This window comes from Variovorax nivicola, assembly GCF_051216475.1.
GTDB lineage: Bacteria > Pseudomonadota > Gammaproteobacteria > Burkholderiales > Burkholderiaceae_C > Variovorax.
Window position 1 is genome coordinate 1 of sequence record NZ_JBPJZK010000022.1, and the last position, 25,658, is coordinate 25,658.

Here is a 25,658-nt window from a genome sequence, read left to right on the forward strand (position 1 = left end):
AATCCGTGCGGTTCCCCAGTCTTTATTGCGGGCTGGACAGCCCAAGGAGGAGAGCGGGGTTTACCGGACGGGCTCCCTTCAGCGCTACGGGAGCGGGAGAAACAATATCAGGAGGAGCCGAAGGCGGGGGACATTCGCGGAGGGGAGTACCCGGTGTCATTCGCACGCACCCCGAACAGGCTCCTAGCGAAAGGGCACACCGGGGAGCACGCAGAGCATTTCGTAAAGCAGATTGGCCCCAAGCAGCGCAGTGTTCCCGCTCGTGTCGTACGGCGGACTGACCTCCACCAGATCCGCGCCCACCACGTTCAGCCCGCGGCAGCCGCGCACGATCTCCAGCGCCTGCGGTACGGTGAGCCCGCCGATCTCTGGCGTTCCGGTGCCGCCGGCGAACGAAGGGTCGATGCCGTCGATGTCGAAGCTGATGTAGACCGGATGCGTCGGTCCGATGCGCTCGCGCACCTGCGCCATCAGCGGCGCCAGCGACTGATACCAGACCTCGTGCGCCTGCACCACGGTGAAGCCCTGTTCGCGCGGCCAGTCGAAATCATCTGCTGCATAGCCGGTGCCGCGCAGGCCGATCTGCCAGACCTTGTCGCAGGCCAGCAGGTTCTCTTCGACGGCGCGCCTGAACGGTGTACCGTGCGCGATGCGCTCGCCGAACATGTCGTCGTTCACGTCCGCATGCGCATCGACATGCACCAGCGCCACCGGACCATGCTTGCGCGCCAATGCGCGCAGGATCGGCAGAGCGATGGTGTGGTCACCGCCGAGCGTCAGCGGCGCGCAGCCGGCGGCCAGCACCGTGTCGTAGAAGTCCGAGATGATGTCAATCGATTTTTCGAGCGAATAGGTGTTGATCGGCACGTCGCCCAGGTCGGCCACGTTCAGCTTGTCGAAAGGCGCTGCGCCGGTGGCCATGTTGTAGGGCCGCAGCAGCGCCGACTCGGCGCGGATCTGGCGCGGCCCGAAACGCGCACCCGGCCGGTTGGAGGTGCCGATATCTAGCGGCACGCCGATGAACGCCGCGTCCAGCCCCTGCGCAGACGTTGCCGAGGGCAACCGCATCATCGTGCCGGGGCCGGCGAAGCGCGGCATGGTGTTGCCGCCGAGCGGCTGGTTCGGTGTTGTGGTGGTGGGCATCGTGTGTCGTGAGTTCAGCGCCGCCGGCCGCGCAGCCATTCGAGCGCAAGCAGCAGCGTGGTGGTGAAGATGATCAGCAGCGTCGCCACGGCGGCGATGGTGGGCGAGATGTTCTCGCGGATGCCGGTGAACATCTGGCGCGGCAGCGTGACCTGGTCCGGCCCCGCGAGGAACAGCGTGACCACCACCTCGTCGAATGAAGTGGCAAAGGCGAACAGCGCGCCCGAGATCACGCCCGGCGCAATCACCGGCAGCGTGACGCGCATGAAGGTCCTGAACGGCGTCTCGCCCAGGCTCAGCGATGCGCGCACCAGGTTCTGGTTGAAGCCGGCCAGCGTGGCGAGCACGGTGGTCAGCACGAAGGGCGCGCCCAGCGCCGCATGCACCACGATCAGCCCGAAGTAGGTGTCGGCCAGGCCGATGGGCGCGAAGTAGAGATACGTGGCAACGCCCACCACCACGATAGGCACCACCATCGGCGAAATCAGCACGCTCATGAGCAGGCCCTTGAAGGCGAAGCTCGTGCGTGACAACCCCACCGCCGCCATCGTGCCCAGCACGGTGGCGAGCACCGTGGCGGCCGGCGCGACGATGAAGCTGTTGCGCGCCGCGCGCGCCCACTCGGGCGATTCGAAGAGGTTGCGATACCACCGCAGCGACCAGCCGGGAATCGGGTAGGCCAGGAACGAACTGTCGGAGAACGACAGCGGAATCACCACCAGGATCGGTGCCAGCAAAAAGGCCAGCACTGCGACGCAGCCGGCACGCACCAGCCACCAGCCGAGCTTGTCGGCGAAGGTGGCGTAGGCCGGGAATTGGGGAAGCTTGATGAGCATGCTTGTCTGTCTTTCGTGCGGCTCAGCCAAGGCTCAGCTCGGCCTTGCCGATGCGGCGGTACACGGCATACAGCACCAGCGTGGCGACCAGCAGCACGGTGCCCAGCGCGCATGCCATGCCCCAGTTGATTTCCACGTTGGTGTAGCGCGCGATGTAGTAGCTCAGCATCTGGTCGTCCGCGCCGCCGAGCAGCGCCGGCGTCACGTAGTAGCCGATAGCGAGGATGAAGACCAGCAGCGCGCCGGCGCCGATGCCCGGATAGGTCTGCGGCACGTACACGCGGAAGAAGGCCGCCAGCGGCGAACTGCCCAGCGAGACGGCCGCGCGCAGGTAGGTGGGCGGCACGCTCTTCATGACGCTGTACAGCGGCAGGATCATGAAGGGCAGCAGGATGTGCACCATCGCGATGATCACGCCGGTGCGGTTGAAGAGCAGCGCCAGTGGATGGTCGATCAGGCCGATGCCCATGAGGCCGCGGTTGACCAGCCCTTCGGACTGCAGCAGCACGATCCATGCGGCCACGCGCACCAGGATCGAAGTCCAGAACGGCACCAGCACCAGGATCATCAGCACGTTGGCCTTGCGCGCCGGCAGCGTCGACAGCCACCACGCCAGCGGATAGGCCAGCAGCAGGCAGAAGAAGGTGACCACGGCGCTGATCTGGAAGGTGCGCAGCAGGATGCCGGCAAAGGCGCGCTGGTCGGCGGGCATGCGCTCCACCTCGCCGGCCACGTCGCGCCGCAGGTCGACCGAGGCGAGCAGGTAGTCGGGCGTCCAGCGCGAGCCGTTCTTGGCAATCGCCTGCCAGTACGGCGCCTCGCCCCAGCGCGGGTCGAGCTCCAGCATGCGCGCCTTGACCTCTTCCGGCGTGCCGGCGATCGGCAGCGCGCGGAAGGTGCCCATCACCAGCGAGCGGGCGCCGGCGATCTCGGTGTTGAGGCGGCGCGCGAGGGCGCCCGCGTCGGAGCTGTCGGGCAGTTGGCCGAGATCGGCCGCAACGGCTGCAAAGGCCGCTGGCGCGGGCGCCTCCTTGCGGTTCCAGCCATCGAGCGCGCGCACGGTGCGCGGCAGCGCGTTGGCCACCTCGGGGTTCTCGACCGCGCGCTGCAGCAGCGCGACGATGGGCACCAGCAGCGTCAGCAGCAGAAACACCAGCAGCGGCACCGTGAGCGCAAAGGCGCGCCACTTGCGGCGGGCTTCGGCGCGCGCCAGCGCACGCCGCAGTTCGCCGGGCGGCGCTTCTGCTGGAACCAGGGGGACAGACGTTGCCGCGTGCATGGCCTCTTTCGCGCTCGCTGGTTTATCTATTTACTGCGTGGCCCAGGATGCGAAGCGCTTCTCGAGCGCCTCGCCCTGGTCGGCCCAGAAGCCGACGTTGAACTGCAGCGCATCCTTGGCGTTGGTCGACGAGGTCGGCAGGTCGGCCAGCACCTTGGGGCTGAGCGAGGTCAGCGCCTTGGTGTTGGTGGGGCCGTAGGCGATGTTCTGCGCGTAGACCGCCTGGTTGGCCGGCTGCATCGCGAACTGGATGTACTTCAGCGAGGCCTCCTTGTTCGGCGCGCCCTTCGGGATCACCAGGTAGTCGAGGTCGTAGATGCCGCCCGGCCAGTAGATCTTGAGGTCACGGCCTTCGCGGTTGGCCGCGTCGATGCGGCCGTTGTAGACGGTGGTCAGCACCACGTCGCCGGCCACCAGGAACTGCGGCGGCTGTGCGCCGGCTTCCCACCACTGGATGTTCGGCTTGAGTTCGGTGAGCTTCTTGAACGCGCGGTCGGCGCCTTCCTTGGTGCCGAGCACCTTGTAGACATCGGCCGGCTTCACGCCGTCGGCCATGAGCGCGAACTCGAGGTTGTAGCGCGCGCCCTTGCGCATGCCGCGCTTGCCGGGGATCTTCTTCACGTCCCAGAAATCGGCCCAGCTGCTGGGCGCGGTCTTGAGCTTCTCGCCGTTGTAGGCCATCACGGTCGACCACACGAACAGGCCCACGCCGCAATCGGTGACGGCGGCCGGCAGGAAGTCGGCCTTGGCGCCGATCTTGGAGTAGTCGAGCTTCTCGAACAGGCCCTCGTCGCAGCCGCGCGCGGCGTCGGGCGACTCGACCTCGACCACGTCCCAGGTGACCTTCTTCGTCTCGACCATGGCCTTGATCTTGGCCTGCTCGCCGTTGTATTCGACCGGAATGATCTTGGTGCCGGTCTTCTCGTAGGGCTCGTAATAGGCCTTCTTCTGCGCATTGGCGTTGGCGCCGCCGAAGTTGACCACGGTGAGCTGCTGCTGGGCGAAGGCCGGCAGCGCGAAACTGGCGGCGACGGTGCAGGCGAGGAGTGTCTTTTTCATGGTGTGAGTCTTCCTGGGTGATGAACGGAAAGAAAGGAAACGAGAGGGCAACGAACCGGGTTCAGGAGGCATAGATGCGCGCATGCGCCGTCGGAAATTCGAGCACCACCGCTTCGCCGGCCTGCGGCGCTGCGGCACCTTCGAGGCCGTTCAGCGGCAGCTTCACGGTGGCTTCGGCCTGGTCGCCGCCGACGCGGCACAGCAGCCGCAGGTGGTCGCCGAAGTAGATGACGCGCGCCACTTCGGCGTCGAGCATGTTGGGGCGCTGTACGTCTGGCCGGCGATGCAGCACCACCCGCTCGGGGCGGATGCAGGCCTCGACGGTCGCGCCCGCGGCCGCGCCGCTGACGTTGAGCCCGTGCAGCACGCGGCCGTCGGGCAGCTTCATCTCGGCCTGCTCGCCACCTCGGCCAAGCTGGCCCTTGAGCACGGTGTTGTCGCCGACGAAGCCGGCCACGAAGCGGTTGGAAGGCGTCTCGTAGAGCCGGTCTACCGTGTCCAGCTGCTGGATCACGCCTTCGTTGAACACCGCCACGCGGTCGCTCATGGTGAGCGCCTCGCCCTGGTCGTGCGTCACGTAGACGAAGGTCACGCCCAGCTGGCGGTGCAGGTCCTTGAGCTCGATCTGCATGTGCTCGCGCAGCTGCTTGTCGAGCGCGCCGAGCGGCTCGTCCATCAACACGAGCTGGGGCTCGAACACCAGCGCGCGCGCCAGCGCCACGCGCTGCTGCTGGCCGCCCGAGAGCTGGCCGGGCAGGCGGTCGGTCATGCCGCGCAGCTGCACCATGTCGAGCGCGCGCTGCACGCGGCGCTGCTGCTCGTCTTTCGGCACCTTGCGCACGGTGAGCGGATAGGCCACGTTCTGGCCCACGCTCAGGTGCGGGAACAGCGCGTAGTTCTGGAAGACCATGCCGAAGTTCCGCTTGTGCGGCGGCGTGCCGGTGATCTGCTTGCCGTCGAGCAGGATCTCGCCCGAGGTCGGCGACTCGAAGCCCGCCAGCATCATCAGCGTGGTGGTCTTGCCCGACCCCGAAGGCCCGAGCAGGCTCAGGAACTCGCCACGGTGAATGTCCAGATCGAGCTGGCGCACCACCAGGTGTTCGCCGTCGTAGGTTTTCTGGACGCGCTGGAAGCGCACCAAGGGTTCAGCTGTCATGGAGGAGGATTTCAGGAAAGGATCGGTCGATCAGCGCAGTGCGGCGAAGCTGTCCGCGAGAAGCGCCAGGCCTTCGTCCACAAGCAAGTCGGATGCCGTGAGCGGCACCAGTACGCGAATTACATTGCCGTAGGTGCCGCATGACAGCAGGATTAACCCGCGCCGCGCCGCCTCCGCGACCACCTGACGGGTCAGCGCGGCATCGGGCCGCGCGGTGTCGCCCTGCTCGAACAGCTCGATGGCCACCATGGCGCCGAGCCCCCGCACGTCGCCGATGGCCGGCACGTCGGCCGCGATGCGCCGCAGGCCGGCCGTGAGCCGCTCGCCCAGTGCGCGGCTGCGCGCCAGCAGTTGCTCGTCGTCGAACACTTTCAGCACCGCGAGCGCCGCAGCGCAGCCGATGGGGCTGCCGGCATAGGTGCCGCCCAGGCCGCCGGGCGCGGGCGCGTCCATTACTTCGGCGCGGCCCACCACGCCGGAGATCGGGAAGCCGCCCGCCATCGACTTGGCGGTGGTGATCAGGTCGGGCGCCACGGTCCACTGCTCGCTGGCAAACCAGGTGCCGGTGCGGCCCGCGCCGGTCTGCACCTCGTCGGCAATGATGAGGATGCCGTGGCGGTCCGCCAGCGCGCGCAGGCCTTCGACGAAGTCGTTGGGCGCCACGTAGAAGCCGCCTTCGCCCTGCACCGGCTCCAGGATGAAGGCCGCCACGCGTTCGGGCTCGATGTCGTTCTTGAACAGCAGCTCGACCGAATGCAGTGCGTCGTCCACGCTCACGCCATGCAGCGCGTTCGGGTACAGCGCATGGAACACCTCGCCCGGGAACGGGCCGAAGCCGATCTTGTAGGGAGCGACCTTGCCGGTCAGGCCGAGCGTCATCATCGTGCGGCCGTGGTAGCCGCCGGTGAAGGCGATGACGCCGGGGCGCCGGGTGTGGGCGCGGGCGATCTTGACGGCGTTCTCCACCGCCTCGGCGCCGGTGCTCAGGAAGATCGACTTCTTCGCGAACGCACCCGGCGCCAGCGCGTTCAGGCGCTCGGCCAGCTCCACGTAGGGCTCGTAGGCCACCACCTGGAAGCAGGTGTGCGAATAAAGATCTACCTGCGCCTTGACGGCGGCGCTGATCTCCGGATGGCAGTGCCCGGTGTTGAGCACCGCGATGCCGCCGGCGAAATCGATATAGCGGCGGCCCTCGACGTCCCACAGTTCGGCGTTGGCGGCCCGGCTGACGAAGATTTCATGGGCCTGGCCGACGCCGCGGGCGACGGCCGCGCTGCGGCGGGCCATGAGGACGGCATTGCTGAGGTGGGGTTCGCGTTGCATGGTACGACCTGTGCTTTGGTGCTGTGAAGAAGGAATCCCGGCACTCTAGGTCGCGCGAATCGATCCAGCCATGTACACCGGAAGTGATCGCCCGGAAGACTGTACTGGTCTTGTATCCTGTACATACTTTCCTCAATATGGTGCAGGCCGGTCTGCCAGAGACGCCCCCCGATGCTCATTCTTCGCCCCGAACAGCCGACGCCGCTGGTAAGCCAGATCGTGGAAGGGCTGCGCGGACTGATAGGCGCGCAGAAGCTCAAGGCCGACAGCAAGCTGCCGTCGATCCGCGCCTTTGCCGCGGCCCATGGCGTCAGTGTTTTCACGGTGGTCGAGGCCTACGACCGGCTGGTGGCGCAGGGCCTGCTGGTTTCGCGCGCCAACGCTGGCTTCTTCGTCAAGCGGCGCAGCGAGGACAGCGCCGCCGGTGCGGCAAGCGCACCCCGCCCGGACCCGCGCTTCGACGCCCGCTGGTACCTGCAGCAGATCTTCGAGAACCGCAACCTGCCGCTCAAGCCCGGCTGCGGCTGGTTGCCGCACGACTGGCTGTTCGAGGACGGCATGCGCCGCAGCCTGCGCCACCTGGCCTCCGAAGGCACCGACATCGGCGGCTACGGCCTGCCCTTCGGCCACATGGCGCTGCGCATGGCAACAGCCGAAGCGCTTTCGGAACAGCAGATCGTGGTCGAGGCCGCGCAAGTCTTGCTGACCCAGGGTTCCAGCCAAGCGCTGGACCTGGTCGCGCGCCGCCTGCTGAAGCCGGGCGATTCGGTGCTGGTGGACGACCCGGGCTATCCGAACCTGATGTTCATGCTGCGCTTCCTGGGCGTGGAGATCATCGGCGTGCCGCGCACACCCACGGGCTACGACATGCCCGCGCTGGAGGCGCTGCTCGCGGTGCACCGGCCCAAGGCCTTCTTCACCCAGCCCCGGCTGCAGAGCCCGACCTGCTCGATGGCCTCGCTGCCGCAACTGGTGCAGTTGCTCCAGCTGGCCCAGACGCACGACTTCACGCTGGTCGAGAACGACATCTATGCAGAGATGGATGCGTCGATGCGGCCCTCGCTCGCCAGCCTTGGGCAGCTGCGGCGCGTGGTCTACGTGGGCAGCTACTCGAAGACCATCTCGCCGAACATCCGGGTCGGCTACGTGGTCGCGCAGCCGGAGCTGCTCGAAGAACTGGCGCAGCTCAAGATGGTCTCGGGCCTCACTTCATCCGACATCACCGAGCGCCTGGCCTTCGGCACCGTGACCGACGGCCGTTGGCGCAAGCATCTGAAGGCCCTGCGCGACCGCCTCGCGCAGGCGCAAGGCAGCGTCGCGAGGCGGCTGGGCGGCCTGGGCTTCGAGCTGTTCCATGAAGCCGCGGCCGGCATGTACCTGTGGGCCCGGCACCCGGACATTGCCGACAGCGCCGAGCTCTCGCGGCGCGCCGCGGCGGAAGGAATCATGCTCGGCCCGGGCCAGCTGTTTCTGGTCAACCCGCATCCCACCGGCTGGCTGCGTTTCAACGTGGCCTTCAGCGAAGACGAGCGGCTCTGGCGTTTCCTGGAGCGCAGCATCGAAGAGCGCAGGTACGACTGACGCTTGGCAAGGCCGGGGCTCGCAATGGCCCGCAAGCAGGCGCACAATGGCTCGAACCCTTGGCGCAGGCGCATCCTGAATCAGCCATGGTGGAGTGAACATGTGAGGGGATGAAGCGCCGTGCCGGGGGCTACGCAAGGAGCCGCGCCATGACCCGCTTCATCGATGTTCACAGCCTGGTCCGCCTGGTGGACGAGACCGGCATTCCCCAGTTCCTCACCGCGCTGGCCGATGCGCTGCGCGACGACTTCCTGCGGTGGCGCGAGTTCGACAAGAAGGCGCGTGTGGCCAGCCATTCGCACCTTGGCGTGATCGAGTTGATGCCCGTGGCCGACGACGGCGCCTATGCCTTCAAGTACGTCAACGGGCACCCGCACAACACCCAGGTCGGGCTGCCGACCGTCATGGCTTTCGGCGTGCTGGCGGAAGTCGACACGGGCTACCCGGTGCTGCTGTCGGAGCTCACACTCACCACCGCCCTGCGCACGGCCGCCACGTCGGCCATGGCCGCGCAGGCACTGGCGCGGCCCGATTCGCGCAGCCTTGCGCTGATCGGCAACGGCTCGCAGAGCGAGTTCCAGGCACTGGCTTTTCATGCGCTGCTCGGCATCGAGGAAGTGCGCGTGTACGACACCGACCCGCACGCCACCGACAAGCTGGTGCGCCACCTGTCGGCCTGCACGCCGCTGGAGATCGTGCGCGCACGCTCCGTGGCGGAGGCCGTGCGCGGCGCCGACGTCGTCACCACCGTCACCGCCTGCCAGGGGCGCGCGACCGTGCTCACGCCGGACATGATCGAGCCGGGCATGCACATCAACGCCGTGGGTGGCGATTCGCCCGGCAAGACCGAGCTGCACCCCGACGTGCTGCGCAAGGCGCGCGTGTTCGTCGAGTACGAGCCGCAGACCCGCGTGGAGGGCGAGATCCAGCAGATGCCCGCCGACTTTCCGGTGCACGAGCTGTGGCGCGTGCTGCTCGGCGAAGTGCCCGGCCGCGAAACCCCTGCGCAGGTCACGCTGTTCGATTCGGTAGGCTTCGCGCTGGAGGACTACACGGCGCTGCGCTACATCCAGCGCCTTGCCACGGAGCGTGGCATCGGCCAGCAGATTGCGCTGGTGCCCGAGCTCGACGACCCGAAGGACCTGTTCGGCCTCACGGCCTCGGGCCGGCGCCGTGCGGTGCTGCGGCGTGCGGCATGATGGGCGGCTTCACCACCGCCGATCCTGTGTTTTCTCATGCTCACCATCTACAACGACCAGCACGTTCTTCATCAGGGCAAAGTCGAGATGTTCCGCGGCGAGCTCGTGCCGTGCTTCGAGGTGCCCGCCCGCGTCGACCATGTAAAGCATGAACTGGAGCGAAGGGGCCTCGGCCCGCTGCAGGCGCCCGATGCCTTCGACGAGGCGCTGCTGGCCAAGGTGCATGCGCCGCGTTACCTGGACTTCATCGCGCATGCGTGGGAAGAGTGGGTCGCGCTGGACCCGACCAATGTGTCGCGCGATGCGCTGCCTTCGTACTGGCCCACGCGCGGCATGCGCACAGACGTGCTGCCGAAGAGCTTTCCGGCGCGCATGGGACTGTTCTCGTTCGATGCGGGCACGCCGCTGATGGCGGGCAGCTGGGCGGCGGCGCGGCACGGCGCGGCCTGTGCGTGGACTGCGGCGCAGCGCGTCATTGGCGGCGAGCGCGCGGCCTTCTCGCTCTCGCGGCCGCCGGGCCACCATGCCGGCGCCGATTTCTTCGGCGGCTATTGCTTCCTCAACAACGCCGCCGTCGCGGCGCAGGCGCTGCGGGACGCGGGTGTCGAACGCGTGGCCGTGCTCGATGTTGACTACCACCACGGCAACGGCACGCAGGCCATCTTCTACGAGCGCAGCGACGTGCACTTCGCGAGCCTGCATGGCGACCCGCTGACCGACTACCCGTACTACCTGGGCCACGCCGACGAGCGCGGCGCGGGGCAGGGCGAAGGCTTCAACCACAACCTGCCGCTGCCGCGCGGCACGGACTTCGCGGCATGGCGCGCGGCGCTGAAGACCGCGCTCGACCGCATCGTCGAGGTGAAGGCCGGCGCGCTCGTGGTCTCGCTCGGCGTCGATACCTTCGAGGGCGACCCGATCTCGGGCTTCAAGCTCAAGAGCGATGACTACCTGCGCATGGGCGAAGACCTGGCGCGCGCGGGCCTGCCGACGGTGTTCGTGTTCGAGGGCGGCTACGCGGTGGCCGAAGTGGGAGTGAATGCGGTGAACGTGCTCGAAGGCTTCGGGCAGGCGTAGCCAGCCTCATGCCGCGCTGATCGCGCTGACGCGCAGGCGACTCGGATGCCACGAATGGCCCTGTTTTCCCGGGAAATCAGGGGAGCCCCGATTGCCTTCGCTGACGGGGCGGGGCCCAATCGGCGCTTGCTTTCAAAGTCAGGATCCCGTCAGCCATGTTTCGCCGCTCCACTTTCCTCCGTGCCGCCGCCACGCTCGCCGCTTGCGGCCTTGTTTCTCCCATGGCGGCGTTCGCGCAAGGCTTTCCCGCCAAGCCTATCAAGCTGGTGATCGCCTTCCCGGCGGGCGGCCCGACCGACATCACCATGCGTCAGCTCGCCGAGAACGCGAGCAAGATCCTCGGCCAGCCGGTGATCATCGACAACAAGCCCGGCGCCGGCGGCACGCTGCCCGCGCAGGCGCTGCAGACCTCGCAGCCCGACGGCTACACCGTCGCGCAGATCCCGCTCGGCGTGTTCCGCCTGGGCTACACCACCAAGATCAACTGGGACCCGCTGAAGGACATCACGTACGTCATCAACGTCACCGGCTACGCCTTCGGCATCGTCGTGCCGGCCAACAGCCCCTTCAAGACCTGGGCCGACTTCGTCGCGTATGCCAAGGCCAACCCCGGCAAGCTCACCTACGGCTCCACCGGCACGCTGACCAGCCCGCACCTGACGACGGAGATCGTCGCGCAGAAGGCCGGCATCGAACTGCAGCACGTGCCCTACAAGGGCAGTGCCGACCTGATGCTCGCCGTGGTCAGCGGCCAGCTGATGGCCGCGGCCGACAGCACCGGCTTCGCGCCGCAGGTCGAGGCCGGCAAGCTGCGCGTGCTGAACACCTGGGGCGAGAAGCGCCTCGCCAAGTTCCCCGATGCGCCCACGCTGAAGGAGCTGGGCTACGACGTGGTGCAGAACTCGCCCTTCGGCATCGGCGCGCCCAAGGGCACGCCGCCCGAAGTGGTGAAGAAGCTGCACGACGCGTTCAAGCAGGCGATGGAAGAGCCAAGCTACGTGACCGCGCTCGGTCGCTACGACATGCTGCCGAACTACATGAGCTCGGCGACTTACACCAAGTTTGCGCAGGAGACGGTGGTGCGGGAGAAGGTGATCATCGACAAGCTGGGGCTGGCGAAGGAAGTCAAGACGAACTGAGCACGAACAGCTCGTCCACCAGCCGCGTCGCCAGTTCCGGCTTCACGGCGTCGCCCCCGAACACAAGGCGAAACACGATCGGCGCAATCAGGTGATCGATCACCTGCTGCGGCTCCGGTGCGTGCTCTCCGCGAGCGCGCGCCTGCTCGACCAGCGTCAGCGCTTCCTTGCGGCGGTTGCGCAGGCAGTCGGTGTCCGAATCGCCGTTGGCCAGCGCGGCTGCGGCTTTCAGCAACGAGGTATTGCGCGGCTTGGCCAGGTGCTCGATGAGTTCGCGCGCCCAGGCTTCCAGGTCTTCGCGCAGGGTGCCGGTGTCTGGCAGCGGGCGGTTCGGGTCGAGCCGGTGGGTGGCCGTCTCCGCCAATAGCCCCTGCAGATCGCCCCAGCGCCGGTAGATGCTGGAGGCGCTGACGCCCGCGCGCTCGGCCACGGCCGGCACGGTGACGCGCTCCCGCCCTTGTTCGGCCACGAGTTCTTCGAGGGCGGTGCGCACCAGCGCCTGCACCTGCGCGCTGCGGCCACCGGGACGTTTGTGGGGAAGGGCGATGTCGTTCATGGTCGGACTTTAACGCAAAGATATTTGCTTTAGTTGATTCGCAGGTCTAGAATCGCAAAAGCAAAAAAAGTTGCATTAAGGATTCGCCATGCCATCCACCTGCCCCGACCTTGCAGTCAGCACCGCCGACCTCGCCGCCCGCGCCAAGCCGTGGCGCCTGTCGGCACGCGCGGCTTTTCCGTTGCTGGCCGCCGTGCTGTTCGCCTTCTTCTTCGCGGCCGCCGCACCGTCGCCGCTGTTCGTGGTGTTCCAGCACGCCTGGCACTTCTCGTCTTCGCTGCTCACGGTGGCTTTTGCGATCTACGCGATTGCGCTGCTGCTCTCGCTGCTGGTCGCCGGCTCGCTGTCGGACCACATCGGACGGCGGCCGGTGGTGCTGGCGGCGCTGGTGCTGCAAGCGGTGGCGATGGGGCTTTTTCTGCTGGCGAACGGTATCGGCGGGCTGATCGTCGCTCGCGTGGTGCAGGGCGTGGCCACGGGTATCGCGAGCGGCGCCTTGAGCGCGGCGGTGGTCGAGGCCGCGCCGGCTTCGCGCAAGCGGCTGGGGGCGTTGATCACGAGCGTGTCGCCGCTCGCCGGTCTGGCGTTGGGCGCGTTGCTGACGGGCATGGCCGTGAAGTTCTCGGTCCAGCCGGTAGTGCTGGTGTTCGGCGTGCTGGCCGCTGTGTTCGCGCTGGGTGCGGCGGTGGTGCTGTGGATGCCCGAGACCGTCACGCCGCGCGCCGGCGCTCTGGCCTCGCTGGTGCCGCGCGTGTCGATTCCTGTGCGCGCACGGGCCGAGTTCACGCGCGGGCTGCCGGTGTTCGTCGTGGTGTGGGCGCTCGGCGGGTTGTATCTGTCGCTCGCGCCGTCGTTGATGCTGCATGTGTTCGGCATCGACAACGGCGTGGTCAACGGCCTCACGGTGGCGGTGCTCTCCGGCATGGGCGCGATTGCGCCTACCTTGCTCGGACGCTTCGCCGCGCCACGGCCCGTCATCCTCGGCATGGCAAGCATCGCGGTCGGGCTGGGGCTGCTGCTCGCGTCGCTCGTCACCCGTTCGCTTGCGCTGTTCTTCGTCGGCACTGCGGTGGCGGGCATCGGCTTCGGCGGTGCGTTCTCGGCGCTGGTGCAGACGCTGGCGCCACTGGCGCAATCGCACGAGCGCGGCGAACTGTTCGCGGCGATCTTCGTCGTGAGCTATCTCGCGTTCAGCCTGCCCGCGATGCTGGCGGGTTTCCTGGTGGCGCCGCTGGGGTTGCTGAACACGACGGAAGGCTACGCGGCGGTGTTGCTGCTGATCGCTGCTTTCGGCGTCTGGAGCCAGTGGTCGGTGTTGCGCCGTGGCGCGCATTGACGCGCAATGGCGCGCAGCTCAAACATGTCAAGTGCGGTATCCCTTCGTCAATTAAGCGTTAACCCTATGTAATTCATTCGTCTTCTAGCGAAGAAACACTCGGATGCAGTCCTGTGGCGCAAAGGCCCGGACTTCTTAACTGTCGCGCCCGATAACGGAGCGGCGAATTCCCCATCCTGGAGTGATACGAATGAAAAAATCCCTGCTTGTTCTGGCCGCGCTCGCGGCTTGCGGTGCCGCGTCGGCGCAATCGACCGTAACGCTGTTCGGCGTGGTCGACGCCGCCTACCGCAACGTATCGAACAAGAGCGAATCGACGAACCCCTTCGGCCCCTTCTACAGCGTGAAGGCCAGCCGCACCGAACTGGCCAATTCGGGCCTGAGCTCCAGCCGCCTCGGCTTCCGCGGCGTGGAAGACCTGGGCGGCGGCCTGTCGGCCAGCTTCTGGCTCGAATCCCCGATCACCAACGACGACGGCGCCACTGGCCTCAGCAACTTCAGCCGCCGCTCGACTGTGAGCATTGCCGGCAGCTTCGGCGAAATCCGCCTCGGCCGCGACAAGACCGCCACCGTGCTGAACGAAGAGCAGTTCGATCCGTTCGCCGACACCGGCATCGGCGGCTCGCTGATCATCGACGCCAACGAAACCAGCGTGTCGGGCACAGGCTACGGCAGCAACAGCACGTACAAGCGCGCGGGCAACATGGTGCAGTACTTCCTGCCGCGCAACCTGGGCGGCTTCTACGGCAACGTGGGCTACAGCCTGCACGAGCTCACCCGCACCTCGCCGGACTCCGTGGCCGGCGCCGACAAGACCAACACCGGCCGCCACATTGGTGGACGCGTCGGCTACGCGTCCGGCCCGCTCGACGTGGCTGCCAGCTACGCGCAGAACGACACGAGCTTCACGACCGGCACTGGTGCCGCCGCCGTGGCGCGCCCGGGCAAGATCAAGACCTTCAACCTCGGCGCGACTTACGACTTCGGCATGGTCAAGGTGTTCGGCGAGTACTCGCGCTCGAAGGACCAGCGCGATCCGCTGAATGCCTTCACCCGTGTGCCGGACGTCGACCTCACCGGCTACCTGATCGGCGTGACCGTGCCGATCGGCCCGGGCCAGATCCGCGCTTCGTACTCGCAGGTCAAGTACGACTTCAACCGCGTGCCGGCTCTCGGCATCGTGAACGCTCCCGATCCGAAGGCCAACAAGTTCGCACTGGGCTACGTGCACAACCTGTCGAAGCGCACTGCGCTCTACGGCACGATCGCGCGCGTCAGCAACAAGAACGGCGCGGGTCTCACGGTTGGCGCCGGCCCGTCGTATGTCGCCGCGTACAACCGCGTCGCGCTGCAGCCCAAGTCGTCGACCGGCTACGAGTTCGGCATTCGCCACGCGTTCTGAGCCGTATAGCCCTATCGAGTTTTCTCCAAGGGTCTCTTGACCGATCCTTTTAGCCCGCTTCGTGCGGGCTTTTTTTATTTCCTTGTTGCATTCGTGCCGACAGCACGGCGCGCGCCGCTTCGGCAAAACCCGCGCCGCGCTCGCCCTGCGTCACATAGCGCGGCAGGTGCTCCAGCTGCGGCACGAAGCGCGCGACGTTCGCCACGCCGATGCTGTGCGCGAAGGTGCGAAACATCAGTTGGTCGTTGGTGGAATCTCCCACGTAGGCCCAGCGGTCCATTTCGTCGTCGAGCGTGCGGCCCCACAACTCGCGCACGATCCAGCGCGCGCCCTCGAGCTTGTCGTTGTCGCCGTACCAGCCGTTGATGTGGATGCTGCTCACGGTGGCGTGCATGCCCTCGCTGCGCATCAGCGCGACCACCTGCGCGATGGTGGCGTCGTTCAGCTGCACGAACTCGCTGTGGTCGATGGCGATGTCGGTCTCGCGCCCCGACGAGTCGGTCGCTCGCCCGACGCCCGGCATCTCGCGCTCGATGCGCTCCAGCACGGCCTGCATGCGCGCGAAGTTGGCGGCACGCGTGGCGGCATCCTGCTGGTAGCGCTTCTCGACCCTGCCATCGGCCGAAGGCAGCAGCGCCACCGCACCGTTCTCCGCCACGATGGCGTCGACGGGCCAGGCGTTGACGAAGGGCAGGCTCCATCCCACCGGCCGGCCGGTGATCGCCACCACGGAGAGCCCCGCGGCCTTGAGATCGCCCAGCGCCTGCAGCGCATCGGGCGTGATCGCGCCTTCGTGGGTCAGCGTGTCGTCGATGTCGGTGAAGACGCCAACGAGCGCGCTACGTGCCGTCGCCTCCCAGCGGGTCAGCGGCAACAGGTGGTGGGGAGAGGCGGGCAGGGGAGGCGACGTGGACATGGCAAGGAAACCAGAAGGAGCCGCGATCCTACCGGCGCTTGCTTTCGTGTAGCATCCCGCCCCCGCCGCGCCATCGAGGCCGGCGCGGCGTTTTCCATGCCTCACATCCTCGTCGACAACCTCCGCAAGACCTATCGAATTTCCGAGCGCGACCCGGGCGTGATGGGCGCGCTGCGCGGGCTCGTGCAGCGCCGCCATCGCACGGTGGAGGCGCTGTCGGGCGTCTCGTTCTCGCTCGAGCGCGGCGAACTGCTCGGCTTCATCGGGCCGAACGGCGCGGGCAAGTCGACCACCATCAAGATCCTCTCGGGCATCCTGCGGCCTGACGGCGGGCGCGTAGAGATCGACGGGCGCGACCCTTTTGCCGACCGCGAGCGCCACGTGGCGCGCATCGGCGTGGTCTTCGGCCAGCGCACGCAGCTGTGGTGGGATCTGCCCGTGGGCGACGGCTTCGACCTGCTGCGCGACATCTATCGCGTGGACCCGGTGCGCTACCGCCGCACACGCGACGAGCTGGTCGCGCTGCTGCATCTGGAGCGCGTGCTCGACCAACCGGTGCGCCAGCTCTCGCTGGGCCAGCGCATGCGCGCAGAAATTGCTGCGGCGCTGTTGCACGAACCCGACATTCTTTTTCTCGACGAGCCGACCATCGGACTCGACGCGCCGTCGAAACTCGCCGTGCGCGACTTCGTGCGCCGCGCCAACCGCGAGCGCGGCACCACCGTGCTGCTGACCACGCACGACATGCATGACATCGAGGCGCTGGCCCGTCGCGTGATCGTCATCGGCCACGGCCGCGTGCTGGCCGACAGTCCGGTGGAGGCCCTGCGCGCGCAGGTGATGGCCGAGCGCCGGCTGGTGGTCGACTTTGCACAGGACGTGGAACTGCCGTTGCAGGTGGCCGGTGCGAAGGTGCATTCGCGTGACGGCCAGACACTGGTGCTCGACTTCGACCCCGCGGTGACCACCGCACCGGCACTGATCGCACGCATCGCGGCCGAGCATGCGGTGGAAGACATCCGCCTCGAAGGCCTGGCCATCGAAGCCGTGATCGCGCGCTTCTATGCCATGCATGGAGCGGCCGAAGCGTGACGATGAAGCCGCCGGCCTTCGCGCGCCCCTACATCGCGGCCTTCGCCTCACGCTTCTTGCAGATGCTGCAGTACCGCACGGCCGCGCTCGCGGGCTTTGCGACGCAGTGCTGGTGGGGCGGCATCAAGGTGATGGTGTTCGCTGCGTTCTATGGCGGGACGGCCATCGCGGGAGCGGGTTTGCCGATGTCGCTCGCACAGGCCATCACCTACACCTGGCTCGCGCAGGGGCTGCTGGTGCTGCTTCCGTGGCAGGGTGATCCGGAAGTGGCGCAGGCAGTGCGCACCGGCGCGGTGGCCTACGACCGGTTGCGCCCGGTTGACGCCTACGCGCTGTGGTTCGCGCGCAGTGCCGGCTGGATCGCGGCGCGCGTGCTGCCGCGCATGGCGCTGATGGCTGCCTTCGCCGCGGTCGCGTTGCCACTGATGGGCTTGGGCGATTGGGCCTGGCAACTGCCCGTGAGTGCGGCGGCGGGTGTCGCGTTCCTGTTGTCGGCGCTGCTCGCTCTGCTGCTTTCGACGGCGATGGTGATGCTGCTCAACGTGGGGATCACGGCGGCACTCAACGAGCGCGGCATCAACGCGGTGGCGACACCCGTGATCATCGTGCTCTCGGGCAACCTGTTGCCGCTCGCGCTGTTGCCGGACGCCTGGCAGACCGCACTGCTGATCCAGCCATTGGCCGGGCTCATGGACATTCCGGCGCGGCTGTACTTCGGGCAATTGAGCGGCTGGCATGCGCTGGGCGGGTTGGGGCTGCAGTGTTTCTGGATCGTTGTGCTGGTCACGTTGGGCCGGTTTGCGATGGGGCGGACCATGCGCAGTCTGCAGATTCAGGGTGGCTAGGGTGGAAGCTTGTCTTTTGATTTGCTGCATTGTTTCGGGGAGCAGTCGTTGATCGGCCCGCACAACGGCAGCGCTCATGTGCGAATGGCATCGGGTGCTCCCCGCAGCGAAATAAAGGAGGAGCCGAAGGCGGGGGACATTCGCGGAGGGGAGTACCCGGTGTCATTCGCACGCACCCCGAACAAAAGCCACTGAGATGCACTCACTACCCCTTTTCTTCCGGCTGGTGCAGACCTCCATCGGCGCCCAGGCGCGCTACCCAGTTTCGGCACTGATGCTGACGCTAGGCCAGTTCCTCGGGTCCGGCATCGAGGTGATTGCCGTCTGGGCGCTGTTCCATCGCTTCGGTGAAGTGCAGGGCTGGCACATCGGCGAGGTGGCGCTGTTCTACGGGCTGGTGAACTGCATGTTTGCGCTGGCCGATGCGCTGGGCCGCGGCTTCGACGTGCTCGGCACGGAGTTCCTGCGCACAGGTGCATTCGACCGCTTGCTGCTGCGCCCGCGTTCGCTCGCACTGCAGTTGATGGGCAACGACTTCCGCATCAGCCGCACAGGGCGCTTGCTGCAGGGTGTGGCGGTGATCGTGTTCGCCACGCACCAGGCGGCCATCGCATGGACTCCGGCCACGGTGGCGATCGCGCTGTTCGCCATTGCCGGTGGGGTTGCACTGTTCCTCGGCATCCTGGTGCTGCAGGGCACGCTGTCGTTCTGGACCGTCGAGAGCCTGGAGATCGCCAACGTGCTGACTTATGGCGGCGTGCAGGCGGCGCAGTACCCGTTGGCGCTGTATGCGCAGTGGTTCCGCCGCGTGCTGACTTTTATCGTTCCACTGGCCTGCGTGGCGTACTACCCGGTGCTGGCGATTCTGGGCAAGGCTGATCCGCTGGGAGCACCCGGGTGGGTGGGCATGGTGTCGCCGCTCGCGGGATTCGTGTTTTTCGCGGCGGCGTTCGGGGCGTGGCGCTTCGGGTTGCGCCACTACGCCTCGACGGGCAGCTAGCGCGCCATCAACCGGCGCTCTGCAGCGCCAACCCCGCATGCTCGCGCAGCGGATGAAAGTGGATCTTCGGAAACCGCTCCTGCGCCAGCCGCACGTCGTACGGCGAGGTGCACAGGAAGGCCAGCGTATCGGCCGCGTCCTTGGCCATGCGCACCGGATACGCGTTGACGAACTCGCGCAGCTCGGCCGGGGTGTCGGCCGTGATCCAGCGTGCGCCGGTGTACTGGCAGCCTTCGAGCCGCACGTCGGCGTCGTACTCGGCCTTCAGGCGGTGCTGCACCACTTCAAACTGCAGTTGGCCGACCGCGCCCAGCAGCATCGGGCCGCCGACTTCGGGGCGGAACACCTGGATCGCGCCTTCTTCGCCGAGCTGGGCCAGGCCCTGCTGCAACTGCTTGGTACGCAACGGGTTCTTCAGGATCACGGTCATGAACAGCTCGGGCGCGAAGAAAGGCAGCCCGGTGAACTGCAGGCTCGCGCCGTCGGTGATGGTGTCGCCCAGCTGCACGCCGCCATGCGTGGTGAAGCCCACGATGTCGCCCGCATAGGCCTCTTCCACCGCCTCGCGGCGCTGGCTCATGAAGGTCACGACGCTGGTGGGCCGCAGCTCCTTGGCGGTGCGCTGCACCTTGAGCTTCATGCCCGGCGTGTACTTGCCCGAGGCCATGCGCACGAAGGCGATGCGGTCGCGGTGGTTGGCGTCCATGTTGGCCTGCACCTTGAAGACCACGCCAGCGAAGTCCTTGTCCTCGGGCTGGATCTCCTTGACCACCGGCTGGCGGTTGACCATGGTGGTGCTGGTGCGCGACTGCGGCTGCGGCGCGAGGTCGACCAGTGCGTCGAGCACTTCCATCACACCGAAGTTGTTCACGCCGGAGCCGAAGAACACGGGCGTCTGCTTGCCAGCCAGGAAGGCTTCGCGGTCCCAGGTGGGCGATGCGCCGGTGGCCAGCTCCATGCTGTCCATGGCGGTCTCGAAGTCGGCGCCGAAGCGCTTGGTGAGCGTGTCGCGCTCGGTCAGCGGGATGGTCTCGAAGTCCTGCGGCAGACGTTCGCTGCCCGACTCGAACACCGTCATCGCCTGCGTGCGCAGGTTCATGATCCCGCGGAAGGTCTTGCCCTGCCCCACGGGCCAGGTCATGGGCACGCAGGGCATGCCGAGTTCGCGCTCCACCTCGTCGAGGATGTCCAGCGGCTCGCGCACTTCGCGGTCCATCTTGTTGACGAAGGTGATGATGGGCGTGTCGCGCTGGCGGCAAACCTCGATCAGCCGCCGCGTCTGCGCTTCCACGCCGTTGGCTGCGTCGATCACCATCAGAGCCGAGTCGACGGCGGTGAGCACGCGGTAGGTGTCTTCCGAGAAGTCCTTGTGGCCGGGCGTGTCGAGCAGGTTGATCACGTGGTCGCGATACAGCATCTGCATGACCGAAGAGGCCACCGAAATGCCGCGCTGCTTTTCGATTTCCATCCAGTCGGAGGTGGCATGGCGCGAGGCCTTGCGCGCCTTCACCGAGCCGGCGATCTGGATCGCGCCGGAGAAAAGCAGCAGCTTTTCGGTCAGCGTGGTCTTGCCGGCGTCAGGGTGGGAAATGATCGCGAAGGTGCGGCGGCGGCGGGTTTCGGCAACAAAAGACAAGGTGGGCAATCTGCGGGGGAATGCCGCGATTTTAGAAGGTCGCCCCGCGGCGGCCCCGGCCGAGGGGCAGACGGCGTCAATCCCGGATGCCGCTCCAGCGGTACGCGCGGGCCGAGTTCGTCGAAAAGAACTTCGTCTTCGCCTGCCCGGTCTTGTCCCGCATGAACCACAGGGCTGAGTCCAGAATGTCGCGAAACGGGGCCGCGCGCAGGCTGTTGGGCCAGTCGCTGCCGAACAGGCACCGGTCTTCGCCGAACAGTTCCCACAGGGTGTCCAGGCGGTTGCGGGCCTGTGCCGAGTCGCTCGCGTTCAAGGGAATCTGGGAGATCTTCGCGAACACCCCGGGATGCGCCGCCAGCGCCCGCAGGTTGTGCAGGAAGGTCTGTTCCTGATGGGCCGGGATGACGGCACCGGGCAGGTGGTCGACCACGATCCTCAGTTCCGGCACCTGGTGGGCGATCTCCAGCAGGGCCTCTATCAGCCGTGCATCGGGGTTGGCGCTGTCGAGGCTGCGGCCGCTTTCGGCCAGGGCGCGCAGGCCGTCGATGAATGCGGGGTTTCGAACATCTTCGCGCAGGTCGCGATCCCAGAGGTTTCCGCATCGGATGCCGAGAAACAGGGGCTCGGCCGCCAGCCGTTCCAGCGTGGGGAGAAAGTCGCCCGCGCCGGGCACCAGGTTGCCTACGAAGCCGAGCATCCGGGCGTCGTCGCGCAGCGTTTCCAGCAGCCAGAAATTGTCGTCATGCCAGGGACTGGCTTCGACGGCGATGGCGCCGGTAATGCCATGCTTCTTCGACACAGCGAAGTAGTCCGCAGGGAGCGTGGGCCGATGGATCGCATCGCCCTTCGGAGGCCACGGAATGCCTTGCGGGCGGTGAGGATCGAACAGGTGAATGTGCGAATCGACGATCGGTCCGGTGTAGATGCCGGAACCCACGCCGGGCGCTTCCAGCCAGAGTTCGGGCGTCATTGCAGATTGACGAACATGCCGCCATCCACCAGCAACGCAGCGCCCGTGACATAGCGGGCCATGTCCGACGCCAGGAAGACGACCGGGCCGGCGATGTCCTCGGGCGCGCCCAGCCGGCCCAGCGTGGTGCGTCGGATCATGTAGGCGCGCTTTTCCTCGTCGGCCAGGTCTTCCTGGTTGATGTCGGTGGCAATGGTGCCCGGCAGCACGGTGTTGCAGCGGATGCCGTACGGTCCGAGTGCGATGGCGCAGGACTGCATCAGCGAGTGCAGCCCTGCCTTGGTCGGTGTGTAGTGCGTCTGCATGCCACCCCCGACCAGCGCGCTGATGGAGCTGACGGCGATGATGGCGCCGCCCGTGCCTTGCTTCTTCATCTGGTTGGCGGCGGCCTGGACCGCGAAGTAGGCGCCGTTCAGGTTGGTGTCGACCGTGCGCAGGTAGGTCTCGCGGGGCATGTCGAGAAAGGAATGGAAGGGGCAGATGCCGGCGTTGTTGACGAACACGTCCACGCTCCCGAAGGCGTCGAGCGCCGCCGCGACCAGCCTGCCGCCGGTGTCCAGGTCGGCGGCATCGCTGCCCACTTCGATGCTGTGGCCGCCGAAGCCGGAGATTTCCTCCATCAGCGAGAAGGCGGCCGTTCGGCCCTGGGCACTGCCGCTGTGCCCGATGACGACGCGCGCTCCCTGGTGCGCGCATTCCAGCGCGACGGCGCGGCCGATGCCGCGCGAGGCACCGGTCACGATCACGGTCTTGTCGGCAAGCAGCATGTGCGGTGCTCCTTCAGGTGGGTGATTCGGGCGAAAAGGCGAAAACCGGCAGCAGCTCGACGCTGACGGGGGAATGGTCGGGGTGGGTCTGCATGATGTCCGCCATGTAGGCCCACCAGCGCTGCATCACGGGCGAGTCGGGCAGCGCTTCGAGCAGATCGTTGCGCCGGTAGTGCATGACACCGTAGAGCGCGCCGTTCGTCTCGTCGAGAAAGATGCGGTAGTCCTCGATGCCGGACTCCTGCAGTAGTGCCGCCAGCTCGGGCCACAGGGCATCGTGCCGGCGCCGGTATTCCGCCGCCTGGCCCGGGTTCAGCTGGAGCCTGAAAGATCGCACGGGCATCGCTTGCGCACCTTCAATGGCTGTAGGGCCGCTCGAGCATGCATTCCGGGTTCAGGCGCACACCGAAGCCGGGCTTGTCGAGCTGGTTCACCGACATTCGGCCCTGCTGCGGAATCGGTTCGTCGAGCAGCAGCGGGTTGAACATCGGCACCACCTCATCGGCCTTGGGCGCCATCATCAGGAACTCGGCAAACGGACTGTTGTGCCGCGTGATGACGAAGTGATAGCTGTAGACCGACGAGCCGTGCGGCACCACCAGCGCACCGTGCGCGTCGGCCAGCGCGGAGATCTTGATCAGCTCCGTGAGGCCGCCGCACCAGTTCACGTCGGGCTGGATGATGTCGCAGCATCCCATCTCGAGCAGCAGGCGGAAGCCCCAGCGCGTGGCCTCGTGCTCGCCGGTGGAGACCATCATGCCGGCGGGCATGTTCTTGCGCAGCGCCGCATAGCCCCAGTAGTCGTCCGGCGGCAGCGCCTCTTCGATCCACTTGAGCCTGAAATCTGCGGCGGCGTGCGCCAGCCGCGTGGCGTAGTTGAGGTCCAGGCTCATCCAGCAGTCGTACATCAGCCAGAAGTCGGGGCCGACCTGCTCGCGCATGTGGGCCAGCTTCTCGAGGTTGCGCCGCAGGCCTTCCTCGCCTTCGGCCGGGCCGTGCTGCAGCGGCAGCTTGCCGCCGATGAACCCCATCTGCTTGGCGAGGTCCGGGCGCGCGCCGGTGGCATAGAACTGCAGTTCGTTGCGCACGGCGCCGCCGAGCAACTGGTGCACCGGCTCCTGGCGCAGCTTGCCCATCAGGTCCCAGAGCGCGAGGTCGACCGCGGAGAGCGTGTTCAGCACGATGCCCTTGCGGCCGTAGTACAGAGTCGACTGGTACATCTGGTCCCAGATCTTCTCGACGTCGGTGACGCGGGCGCCTTCGATGAAGCGCGCCAGGTGCTTCTCCACGATGAAGGCTCCCGGCTCGCCGCCGGTCGTGACCGCGAAGCCCACGGTGCCGTCGCTCGCCTCGACTTCCACCACCAGCGTGCCGAGCACGTTGATGCCGAAGCTGCGGCGGCTCTGGCGGTATTCGGGGTACTTGCTCATCGGCGTCGAGATGTGGTCGTCGATCCAGTGCCCGTCGGACTGGTCGTGGTAGTCGGCCCCGCCGCCACGCAAGGTGTAGGCACGAACCTGTTTGATGGTCTGGGAAGTCATGGACAGCAGCTTTCTTCGGGGGTCAATGCGCCCAGCGCAGAACCATCGCGTCGAGGTTGCGGGCGATTTCGATCAGCCCGGCTTCGGTCGCGGGATGCAGCGCGGGGATCGGATGCCGCGCCATGTCGCAGCGGATGATTCCGCCGGCCTTCATCAATGCCTTGCTGGCCAGCAGGCCGCACTGCCGGTTCTCGTAGTTGATGAGGGGCAGCCATCGCTCGTAGCCGCGCATCGCCTGTTCGCGGTTCCCCGCGAGGTAGTCGCGAATGATCGGTTGCAGGCCGTCGGGATAGCCGGCGCCCAGGATGCCGCCGGTCGCGCCGGCTTCCAGGTCGGCGAACAGCGTGATGGCCTCCTCGCCGTCCCACGGTCCCTCGATGGCATCGCCGCCCAGGCGGATCAGCTCGCGCAGCTTGCCGGCCGATTGCGCCACCTCGATCTTGAAATAGCAGACCGCCGGCACGTCGTGCGCGAGCTGCGCCAGGAAGGCCGCGGACAGCGGCGTGCCGCTCATCGGGGCGTCCTGCAACATGATCGGTATGTCGAGGCCGTCGGCCACGCGCCGGTAGAACTCCCCCACCCCTGACTCACTGGCCCGAATGGTGGCGCCGTGGTACGGCGGCATGATCATGACCATGGCCGCACCTGCCTGCGCAGCGCGCTTGCTGCGCTCGGCGCAGATCTGGGAGCTGAAATGGCTGGTGGTCGCGATGACCGGCACGCGTCCGGCCACGTGCTCGAAGATCGTGGCGGTGAGAATTTCCCGCTCGCGGTCCGACAGGGAGAATTGCTCCGAATAATTGGCCAATATGCACAGCCCGTCGGCGCCCGCTTCGATGATGAAATCGATGCAGCGCTTCTGGCCGTCGAGATCGAGTTCGCCCCGCTCGTCGAAAATCGTCGGGGCGACCGAAAAGGCGCCCGTATACCGCGCTTTGCGCTGTCCGGAGCGCATCATTGCAGCCACCCGAGGGACGTCGCCGCCTTGACCGCCTCGGGAATGATCAATTTCTCGTGCGGCTCGAAGATCGGTTTCGGCAGGTCGCTCGGCTTGTAAAAGCCCGCGGGCGTGTTGCTCGTCAATTTGCCGCTGCGGTAGCGCGTGATATAGAGCAGCGACAGGTAATGCCCACGCTTTGATTCGCTGAATTCAAGGATCTTGATGAATTGAGGCCCGTCGGCCACCACGTCCGTTCCCAATTCGTCCTTGCACAGCCGTTCCCATGCGTTGTCGATGGATTCATTGAAATTGTGCATGACACCAGGGTTGTGCCATTGCCCTGCAAAAGGCTCGTCGGGCTGCCTTTCCTTGCTTGGCCGTTGTGTCAGCCAGACATTGCCGTCTTCATCGAAGATCACCAGTTCGGTGGATATTTTCTTGTAGGTCTTTACGAATTCCTCGTAAAGCCGCTGCGGCAATACCCTCGCTCCTACGTCGGAGCGAATTCTTTGCAAGATGGAAATTTCCTCATCTATCAGTGCTTCATTCCAAGACATTTTCATTCATCCTGTGACGTAGGGTTAAAGAAGGTCTCCTCTGGCTGCCCGTTCGCGAATGGAGGTAATGGAATTATTCTTCGTAATGAAATAGGTTTAATAGCCGGTTTTACTGGAAATAACCGCAATATTATTTAGCAACATATATGCCATGTGCTGCACTGCAGCAGGGGAAATGAATGGTGCCTTGGTGGTGCAAATCAATTGCCACATCGGGCTGAAAAGTTATGTCACTCCGATCTTTCGCATTTCATTCTCTGAGCCGAATAGCGGGCAGGTGGCTCTACTTTTACGGTGGCCGGGACAAC

At 66.6% G+C, this 25,658-nt stretch carries 24 protein-coding genes; 9 read left to right on the forward strand and 15 right to left on the reverse strand.

The window, feature by feature from the left end; translation table 11 throughout:
• Positions 1 to 183 precede the first annotated feature (183 nt).
• From speB to gabT, 6 genes are all read right to left on the reverse strand, one after another.
• Entirely contained in the window at positions 184 to 1,182 is a 999-nt protein-coding gene (speB, locus tag ACSFBF_RS35160; RefSeq protein WP_435474983.1) for an agmatinase, read from the reverse strand.
• Positions 1,158 to 1,979: an ABC transporter permease gene (locus tag ACSFBF_RS35165; RefSeq protein WP_435474985.1), complete on the reverse strand. Its 822-nt coding sequence runs from the start codon at positions 1,977 to 1,979 to the stop codon at positions 1,158 to 1,160. The genes speB and ACSFBF_RS35165 overlap by 25 nt, the downstream gene beginning before the upstream one ends.
• Positions 1,980 to 2,001: 22 nt before the next feature.
• Entirely contained in the window at positions 2,002 to 3,258 is a 1,257-nt protein-coding gene (locus tag ACSFBF_RS35170) for an ABC transporter permease (protein WP_435474987.1), read from the reverse strand.
• Positions 3,259 to 3,288: 30 nt separating this feature from the next.
• Positions 3,289 to 4,317: an ABC transporter substrate-binding protein gene (locus ACSFBF_RS35175; RefSeq protein WP_435474989.1), complete on the reverse strand. Its 1,029-nt coding sequence runs from the start codon at positions 4,315 to 4,317 to the stop codon at positions 3,289 to 3,291.
• Between the two features lie 61 nt (positions 4,318 to 4,378).
• Positions 4,379 to 5,473, reverse strand: a complete 1,095-nt coding sequence (locus ACSFBF_RS35180) for an ABC transporter ATP-binding protein (RefSeq protein WP_435474991.1) — start codon at positions 5,471 to 5,473, stop codon at positions 4,379 to 4,381.
• Between the two features lie 30 nt (positions 5,474 to 5,503).
• A complete protein-coding gene (gene gabT, locus ACSFBF_RS35185) occupies positions 5,504 to 6,796 on the reverse strand; it encodes a 4-aminobutyrate--2-oxoglutarate transaminase (RefSeq protein ID WP_435474993.1) in 1,293 nt (430 codons plus the stop codon).
• A 171-nt stretch (positions 6,797 to 6,967) separates the two neighbouring features.
• On the opposite strand from gabT, the gene ACSFBF_RS35190 reads away from it, so the two are divergent.
• The 4 genes from ACSFBF_RS35190 (at position 6,968) to ACSFBF_RS35205 (ending at position 11,792) form a co-directional block, all read left to right on the forward strand.
• Positions 6,968 to 8,377 carry an aminotransferase-like domain-containing protein gene (locus tag ACSFBF_RS35190; RefSeq protein WP_435474995.1) on the forward strand — a complete coding sequence of 470 codons (1,410 nt, stop codon included), beginning with the start codon at positions 6,968 to 6,970 and terminating at the stop codon, positions 8,375 to 8,377.
• 149 nt (positions 8,378 to 8,526) lie between these two features.
• Positions 8,527 to 9,576 carry an ornithine cyclodeaminase gene (locus ACSFBF_RS35195; protein ID WP_435474997.1) on the forward strand — a complete coding sequence of 350 codons (1,050 nt, stop codon included), beginning with the start codon at positions 8,527 to 8,529 and terminating at the stop codon, positions 9,574 to 9,576.
• Between the two features lie 36 nt (positions 9,577 to 9,612).
• On the forward strand, positions 9,613 to 10,653 hold the full coding sequence (locus tag ACSFBF_RS35200; RefSeq protein ID WP_435474999.1) for a histone deacetylase family protein: 1,041 nt from the start codon (positions 9,613 to 9,615) through the stop codon (positions 10,651 to 10,653).
• 155 nt (positions 10,654 to 10,808) lie between these two features.
• Positions 10,809 to 11,792 carry a Bug family tripartite tricarboxylate transporter substrate binding protein gene (locus tag ACSFBF_RS35205; RefSeq protein WP_435475001.1) on the forward strand — a complete coding sequence of 328 codons (984 nt, stop codon included), beginning with the start codon at positions 10,809 to 10,811 and terminating at the stop codon, positions 11,790 to 11,792.
• On the opposite strand, the gene ACSFBF_RS35210 is transcribed toward ACSFBF_RS35205, so the two are convergent.
• Positions 11,779 to 12,348 carry a TetR/AcrR family transcriptional regulator gene (locus tag ACSFBF_RS35210; RefSeq protein WP_435475003.1) on the reverse strand — a complete coding sequence of 190 codons (570 nt, stop codon included), beginning with the start codon at positions 12,346 to 12,348 and terminating at the stop codon, positions 11,779 to 11,781. The two genes, ACSFBF_RS35205 and ACSFBF_RS35210, sit on opposite strands and share 14 nt — an antisense overlap.
• 88 nt (positions 12,349 to 12,436) lie before the next feature.
• Between ACSFBF_RS35210 and ACSFBF_RS35215 the strand changes: the two genes are divergently transcribed.
• On the forward strand, positions 12,437 to 13,684 hold the full coding sequence (locus ACSFBF_RS35215; RefSeq protein ID WP_435475005.1) for an MFS transporter: 1,248 nt from the start codon (positions 12,437 to 12,439) through the stop codon (positions 13,682 to 13,684).
• Between the two features lie 190 nt (positions 13,685 to 13,874).
• Positions 13,875 to 15,086 (forward strand): porin, encoded by a 1,212-nt coding sequence (locus ACSFBF_RS35220; RefSeq protein WP_435475007.1) that lies wholly within the window; start codon positions 13,875 to 13,877, stop codon positions 15,084 to 15,086.
• Between the two features lie 49 nt (positions 15,087 to 15,135).
• Here the strand turns inward: ACSFBF_RS35220 and ACSFBF_RS35225 are convergent, their stop codons facing one another.
• The gene (locus ACSFBF_RS35225; protein WP_435475009.1) at positions 15,136 to 16,002 is read right to left on the reverse strand and encodes an HAD-IIB family hydrolase; all 867 of its coding nucleotides are present in this window, start codon (positions 16,000 to 16,002) and stop codon (positions 15,136 to 15,138) included.
• A gap of 96 nt (positions 16,003 to 16,098) precedes the next feature.
• Between ACSFBF_RS35225 and ACSFBF_RS35230 the strand changes: the two genes are divergently transcribed.
• The 3 genes from ACSFBF_RS35230 to ACSFBF_RS35240 all read left to right on the forward strand — a co-directional run bounded on the left by ACSFBF_RS35230 (position 16,099) and on the right by ACSFBF_RS35240 (position 18,939).
• A complete protein-coding gene (locus ACSFBF_RS35230; RefSeq protein WP_435475011.1) occupies positions 16,099 to 17,094 on the forward strand; it encodes an ABC transporter ATP-binding protein in 996 nt (331 codons plus the stop codon).
• A 2-nt stretch (positions 17,095 to 17,096) separates the two neighbouring features.
• Positions 17,097 to 17,939 carry an ABC transporter permease gene (locus tag ACSFBF_RS35235; protein WP_435475041.1) on the forward strand — a complete coding sequence of 281 codons (843 nt, stop codon included), beginning with the start codon at positions 17,097 to 17,099 and terminating at the stop codon, positions 17,937 to 17,939.
• Positions 17,940 to 18,135: 196 nt separating this feature from the next.
• The gene (locus ACSFBF_RS35240; RefSeq protein ID WP_435475013.1) at positions 18,136 to 18,939 is read left to right on the forward strand and encodes an ABC transporter permease; all 804 of its coding nucleotides are present in this window, start codon (positions 18,136 to 18,138) and stop codon (positions 18,937 to 18,939) included.
• A gap of 7 nt (positions 18,940 to 18,946) precedes the next feature.
• Here the strand turns inward: ACSFBF_RS35240 and ACSFBF_RS35245 are convergent, their stop codons facing one another.
• From ACSFBF_RS35245 to ACSFBF_RS35275, 7 genes are all read right to left on the reverse strand, one after another.
• Positions 18,947 to 20,575 carry a peptide chain release factor 3 gene (locus ACSFBF_RS35245; RefSeq protein WP_435475015.1) on the reverse strand — a complete coding sequence of 543 codons (1,629 nt, stop codon included), beginning with the start codon at positions 20,573 to 20,575 and terminating at the stop codon, positions 18,947 to 18,949.
• A 76-nt stretch (positions 20,576 to 20,651) separates the two neighbouring features.
• Complete coding sequence (locus ACSFBF_RS35250; RefSeq protein ID WP_435475017.1) at positions 20,652 to 21,545, reverse strand: amidohydrolase family protein; 894 nt, start codon at positions 21,543 to 21,545, stop codon at positions 20,652 to 20,654.
• Entirely contained in the window at positions 21,542 to 22,312 is a 771-nt protein-coding gene (locus tag ACSFBF_RS35255; protein WP_435475019.1) for an L-rhamnose 1-dehydrogenase Lra1, read from the reverse strand. Before ACSFBF_RS35255 ends, ACSFBF_RS35250 begins: the two co-directional genes overlap by 4 nt.
• 13 nt (positions 22,313 to 22,325) lie before the next feature.
• Positions 22,326 to 22,655, reverse strand: coding sequence for an L-rhamnose mutarotase (locus ACSFBF_RS35260; protein WP_435475021.1), 330 nt, complete (start codon positions 22,653 to 22,655; stop codon positions 22,326 to 22,328).
• Between the two features lie 13 nt (positions 22,656 to 22,668).
• The gene (rhmD, locus tag ACSFBF_RS35265) at positions 22,669 to 23,853 is read right to left on the reverse strand and encodes an L-rhamnonate dehydratase (protein WP_435475023.1); all 1,185 of its coding nucleotides are present in this window, start codon (positions 23,851 to 23,853) and stop codon (positions 22,669 to 22,671) included.
• A gap of 22 nt (positions 23,854 to 23,875) precedes the next feature.
• On the reverse strand, positions 23,876 to 24,811 hold the full coding sequence (locus tag ACSFBF_RS35270; protein ID WP_435475025.1) for a dihydrodipicolinate synthase family protein: 936 nt from the start codon (positions 24,809 to 24,811) through the stop codon (positions 23,876 to 23,878).
• Positions 24,808 to 25,350, reverse strand: coding sequence for an NUDIX hydrolase (locus ACSFBF_RS35275; protein WP_435462343.1), 543 nt, complete (start codon positions 25,348 to 25,350; stop codon positions 24,808 to 24,810). The genes ACSFBF_RS35270 and ACSFBF_RS35275 overlap by 4 nt, the downstream gene beginning before the upstream one ends.
• Positions 25,351 to 25,658: the final 308 nt, after the last annotated feature.

Coding starts and splice junctions, on each gene's coding strand:
- speB (WP_435474983.1), bottom strand. CDS start 1,182: ATGGCTGCGCGGCCGGCGGCGCTGAACTCACGACACACGATGCCCACC.
- ACSFBF_RS35165 (WP_435474985.1), bottom strand. CDS start 1,979: ATGCTCATCAAGCTTCCCCAATTCCCGGCCTACGCCACCTTCGCCGAC.
- ACSFBF_RS35170 (WP_435474987.1), bottom strand. CDS start 3,258: ATGCACGCGGCAACGTCTGTCCCCCTGGTTCCAGCAGAAGCGCCGCCC.
- ACSFBF_RS35175 (WP_435474989.1), bottom strand. CDS start 4,317: ATGAAAAAGACACTCCTCGCCTGCACCGTCGCCGCCAGTTTCGCGCTG.
- ACSFBF_RS35180 (WP_435474991.1), bottom strand. CDS start 5,473: ATGACAGCTGAACCCTTGGTGCGCTTCCAGCGCGTCCAGAAAACCTAC.
- gabT (WP_435474993.1), bottom strand. CDS start 6,796: ATGCAACGCGAACCCCACCTCAGCAATGCCGTCCTCATGGCCCGCCGC.
- ACSFBF_RS35190 (WP_435474995.1), top strand. CDS start 6,968: ATGCTCATTCTTCGCCCCGAACAGCCGACGCCGCTGGTAAGCCAGATC.
- ACSFBF_RS35195 (WP_435474997.1), top strand. CDS start 8,527: ATGACCCGCTTCATCGATGTTCACAGCCTGGTCCGCCTGGTGGACGAG.
- ACSFBF_RS35200 (WP_435474999.1), top strand. CDS start 9,613: ATGCTCACCATCTACAACGACCAGCACGTTCTTCATCAGGGCAAAGTC.
- ACSFBF_RS35205 (WP_435475001.1), top strand. CDS start 10,809: ATGTTTCGCCGCTCCACTTTCCTCCGTGCCGCCGCCACGCTCGCCGCT.
- ACSFBF_RS35210 (WP_435475003.1), bottom strand. CDS start 12,348: ATGAACGACATCGCCCTTCCCCACAAACGTCCCGGTGGCCGCAGCGCG.
- ACSFBF_RS35215 (WP_435475005.1), top strand. CDS start 12,437: ATGCCATCCACCTGCCCCGACCTTGCAGTCAGCACCGCCGACCTCGCC.
- ACSFBF_RS35220 (WP_435475007.1), top strand. CDS start 13,875: ATGAAAAAATCCCTGCTTGTTCTGGCCGCGCTCGCGGCTTGCGGTGCC.
- ACSFBF_RS35225 (WP_435475009.1), bottom strand. CDS start 16,002: ATGTCCACGTCGCCTCCCCTGCCCGCCTCTCCCCACCACCTGTTGCCG.
- ACSFBF_RS35230 (WP_435475011.1), top strand. CDS start 16,099: ATGCCTCACATCCTCGTCGACAACCTCCGCAAGACCTATCGAATTTCC.
- ACSFBF_RS35235 (WP_435475041.1), top strand. CDS start 17,097: ATGAAGCCGCCGGCCTTCGCGCGCCCCTACATCGCGGCCTTCGCCTCA.
- ACSFBF_RS35240 (WP_435475013.1), top strand. CDS start 18,136: ATGCACTCACTACCCCTTTTCTTCCGGCTGGTGCAGACCTCCATCGGC.
- ACSFBF_RS35250 (WP_435475017.1), bottom strand. CDS start 21,545: ATGACGCCCGAACTCTGGCTGGAAGCGCCCGGCGTGGGTTCCGGCATC.
- ACSFBF_RS35255 (WP_435475019.1), bottom strand. CDS start 22,312: ATGCTGCTTGCCGACAAGACCGTGATCGTGACCGGTGCCTCGCGCGGC.
- ACSFBF_RS35260 (WP_435475021.1), bottom strand. CDS start 22,655: ATGCCCGTGCGATCTTTCAGGCTCCAGCTGAACCCGGGCCAGGCGGCG.
- rhmD (WP_435475023.1), bottom strand. CDS start 23,853: ATGACTTCCCAGACCATCAAACAGGTTCGTGCCTACACCTTGCGTGGC.
- ACSFBF_RS35270 (WP_435475025.1), bottom strand. CDS start 24,811: ATGATGCGCTCCGGACAGCGCAAAGCGCGGTATACGGGCGCCTTTTCG.
- ACSFBF_RS35275 (WP_435462343.1), bottom strand. CDS start 25,350: ATGTCTTGGAATGAAGCACTGATAGATGAGGAAATTTCCATCTTGCAA.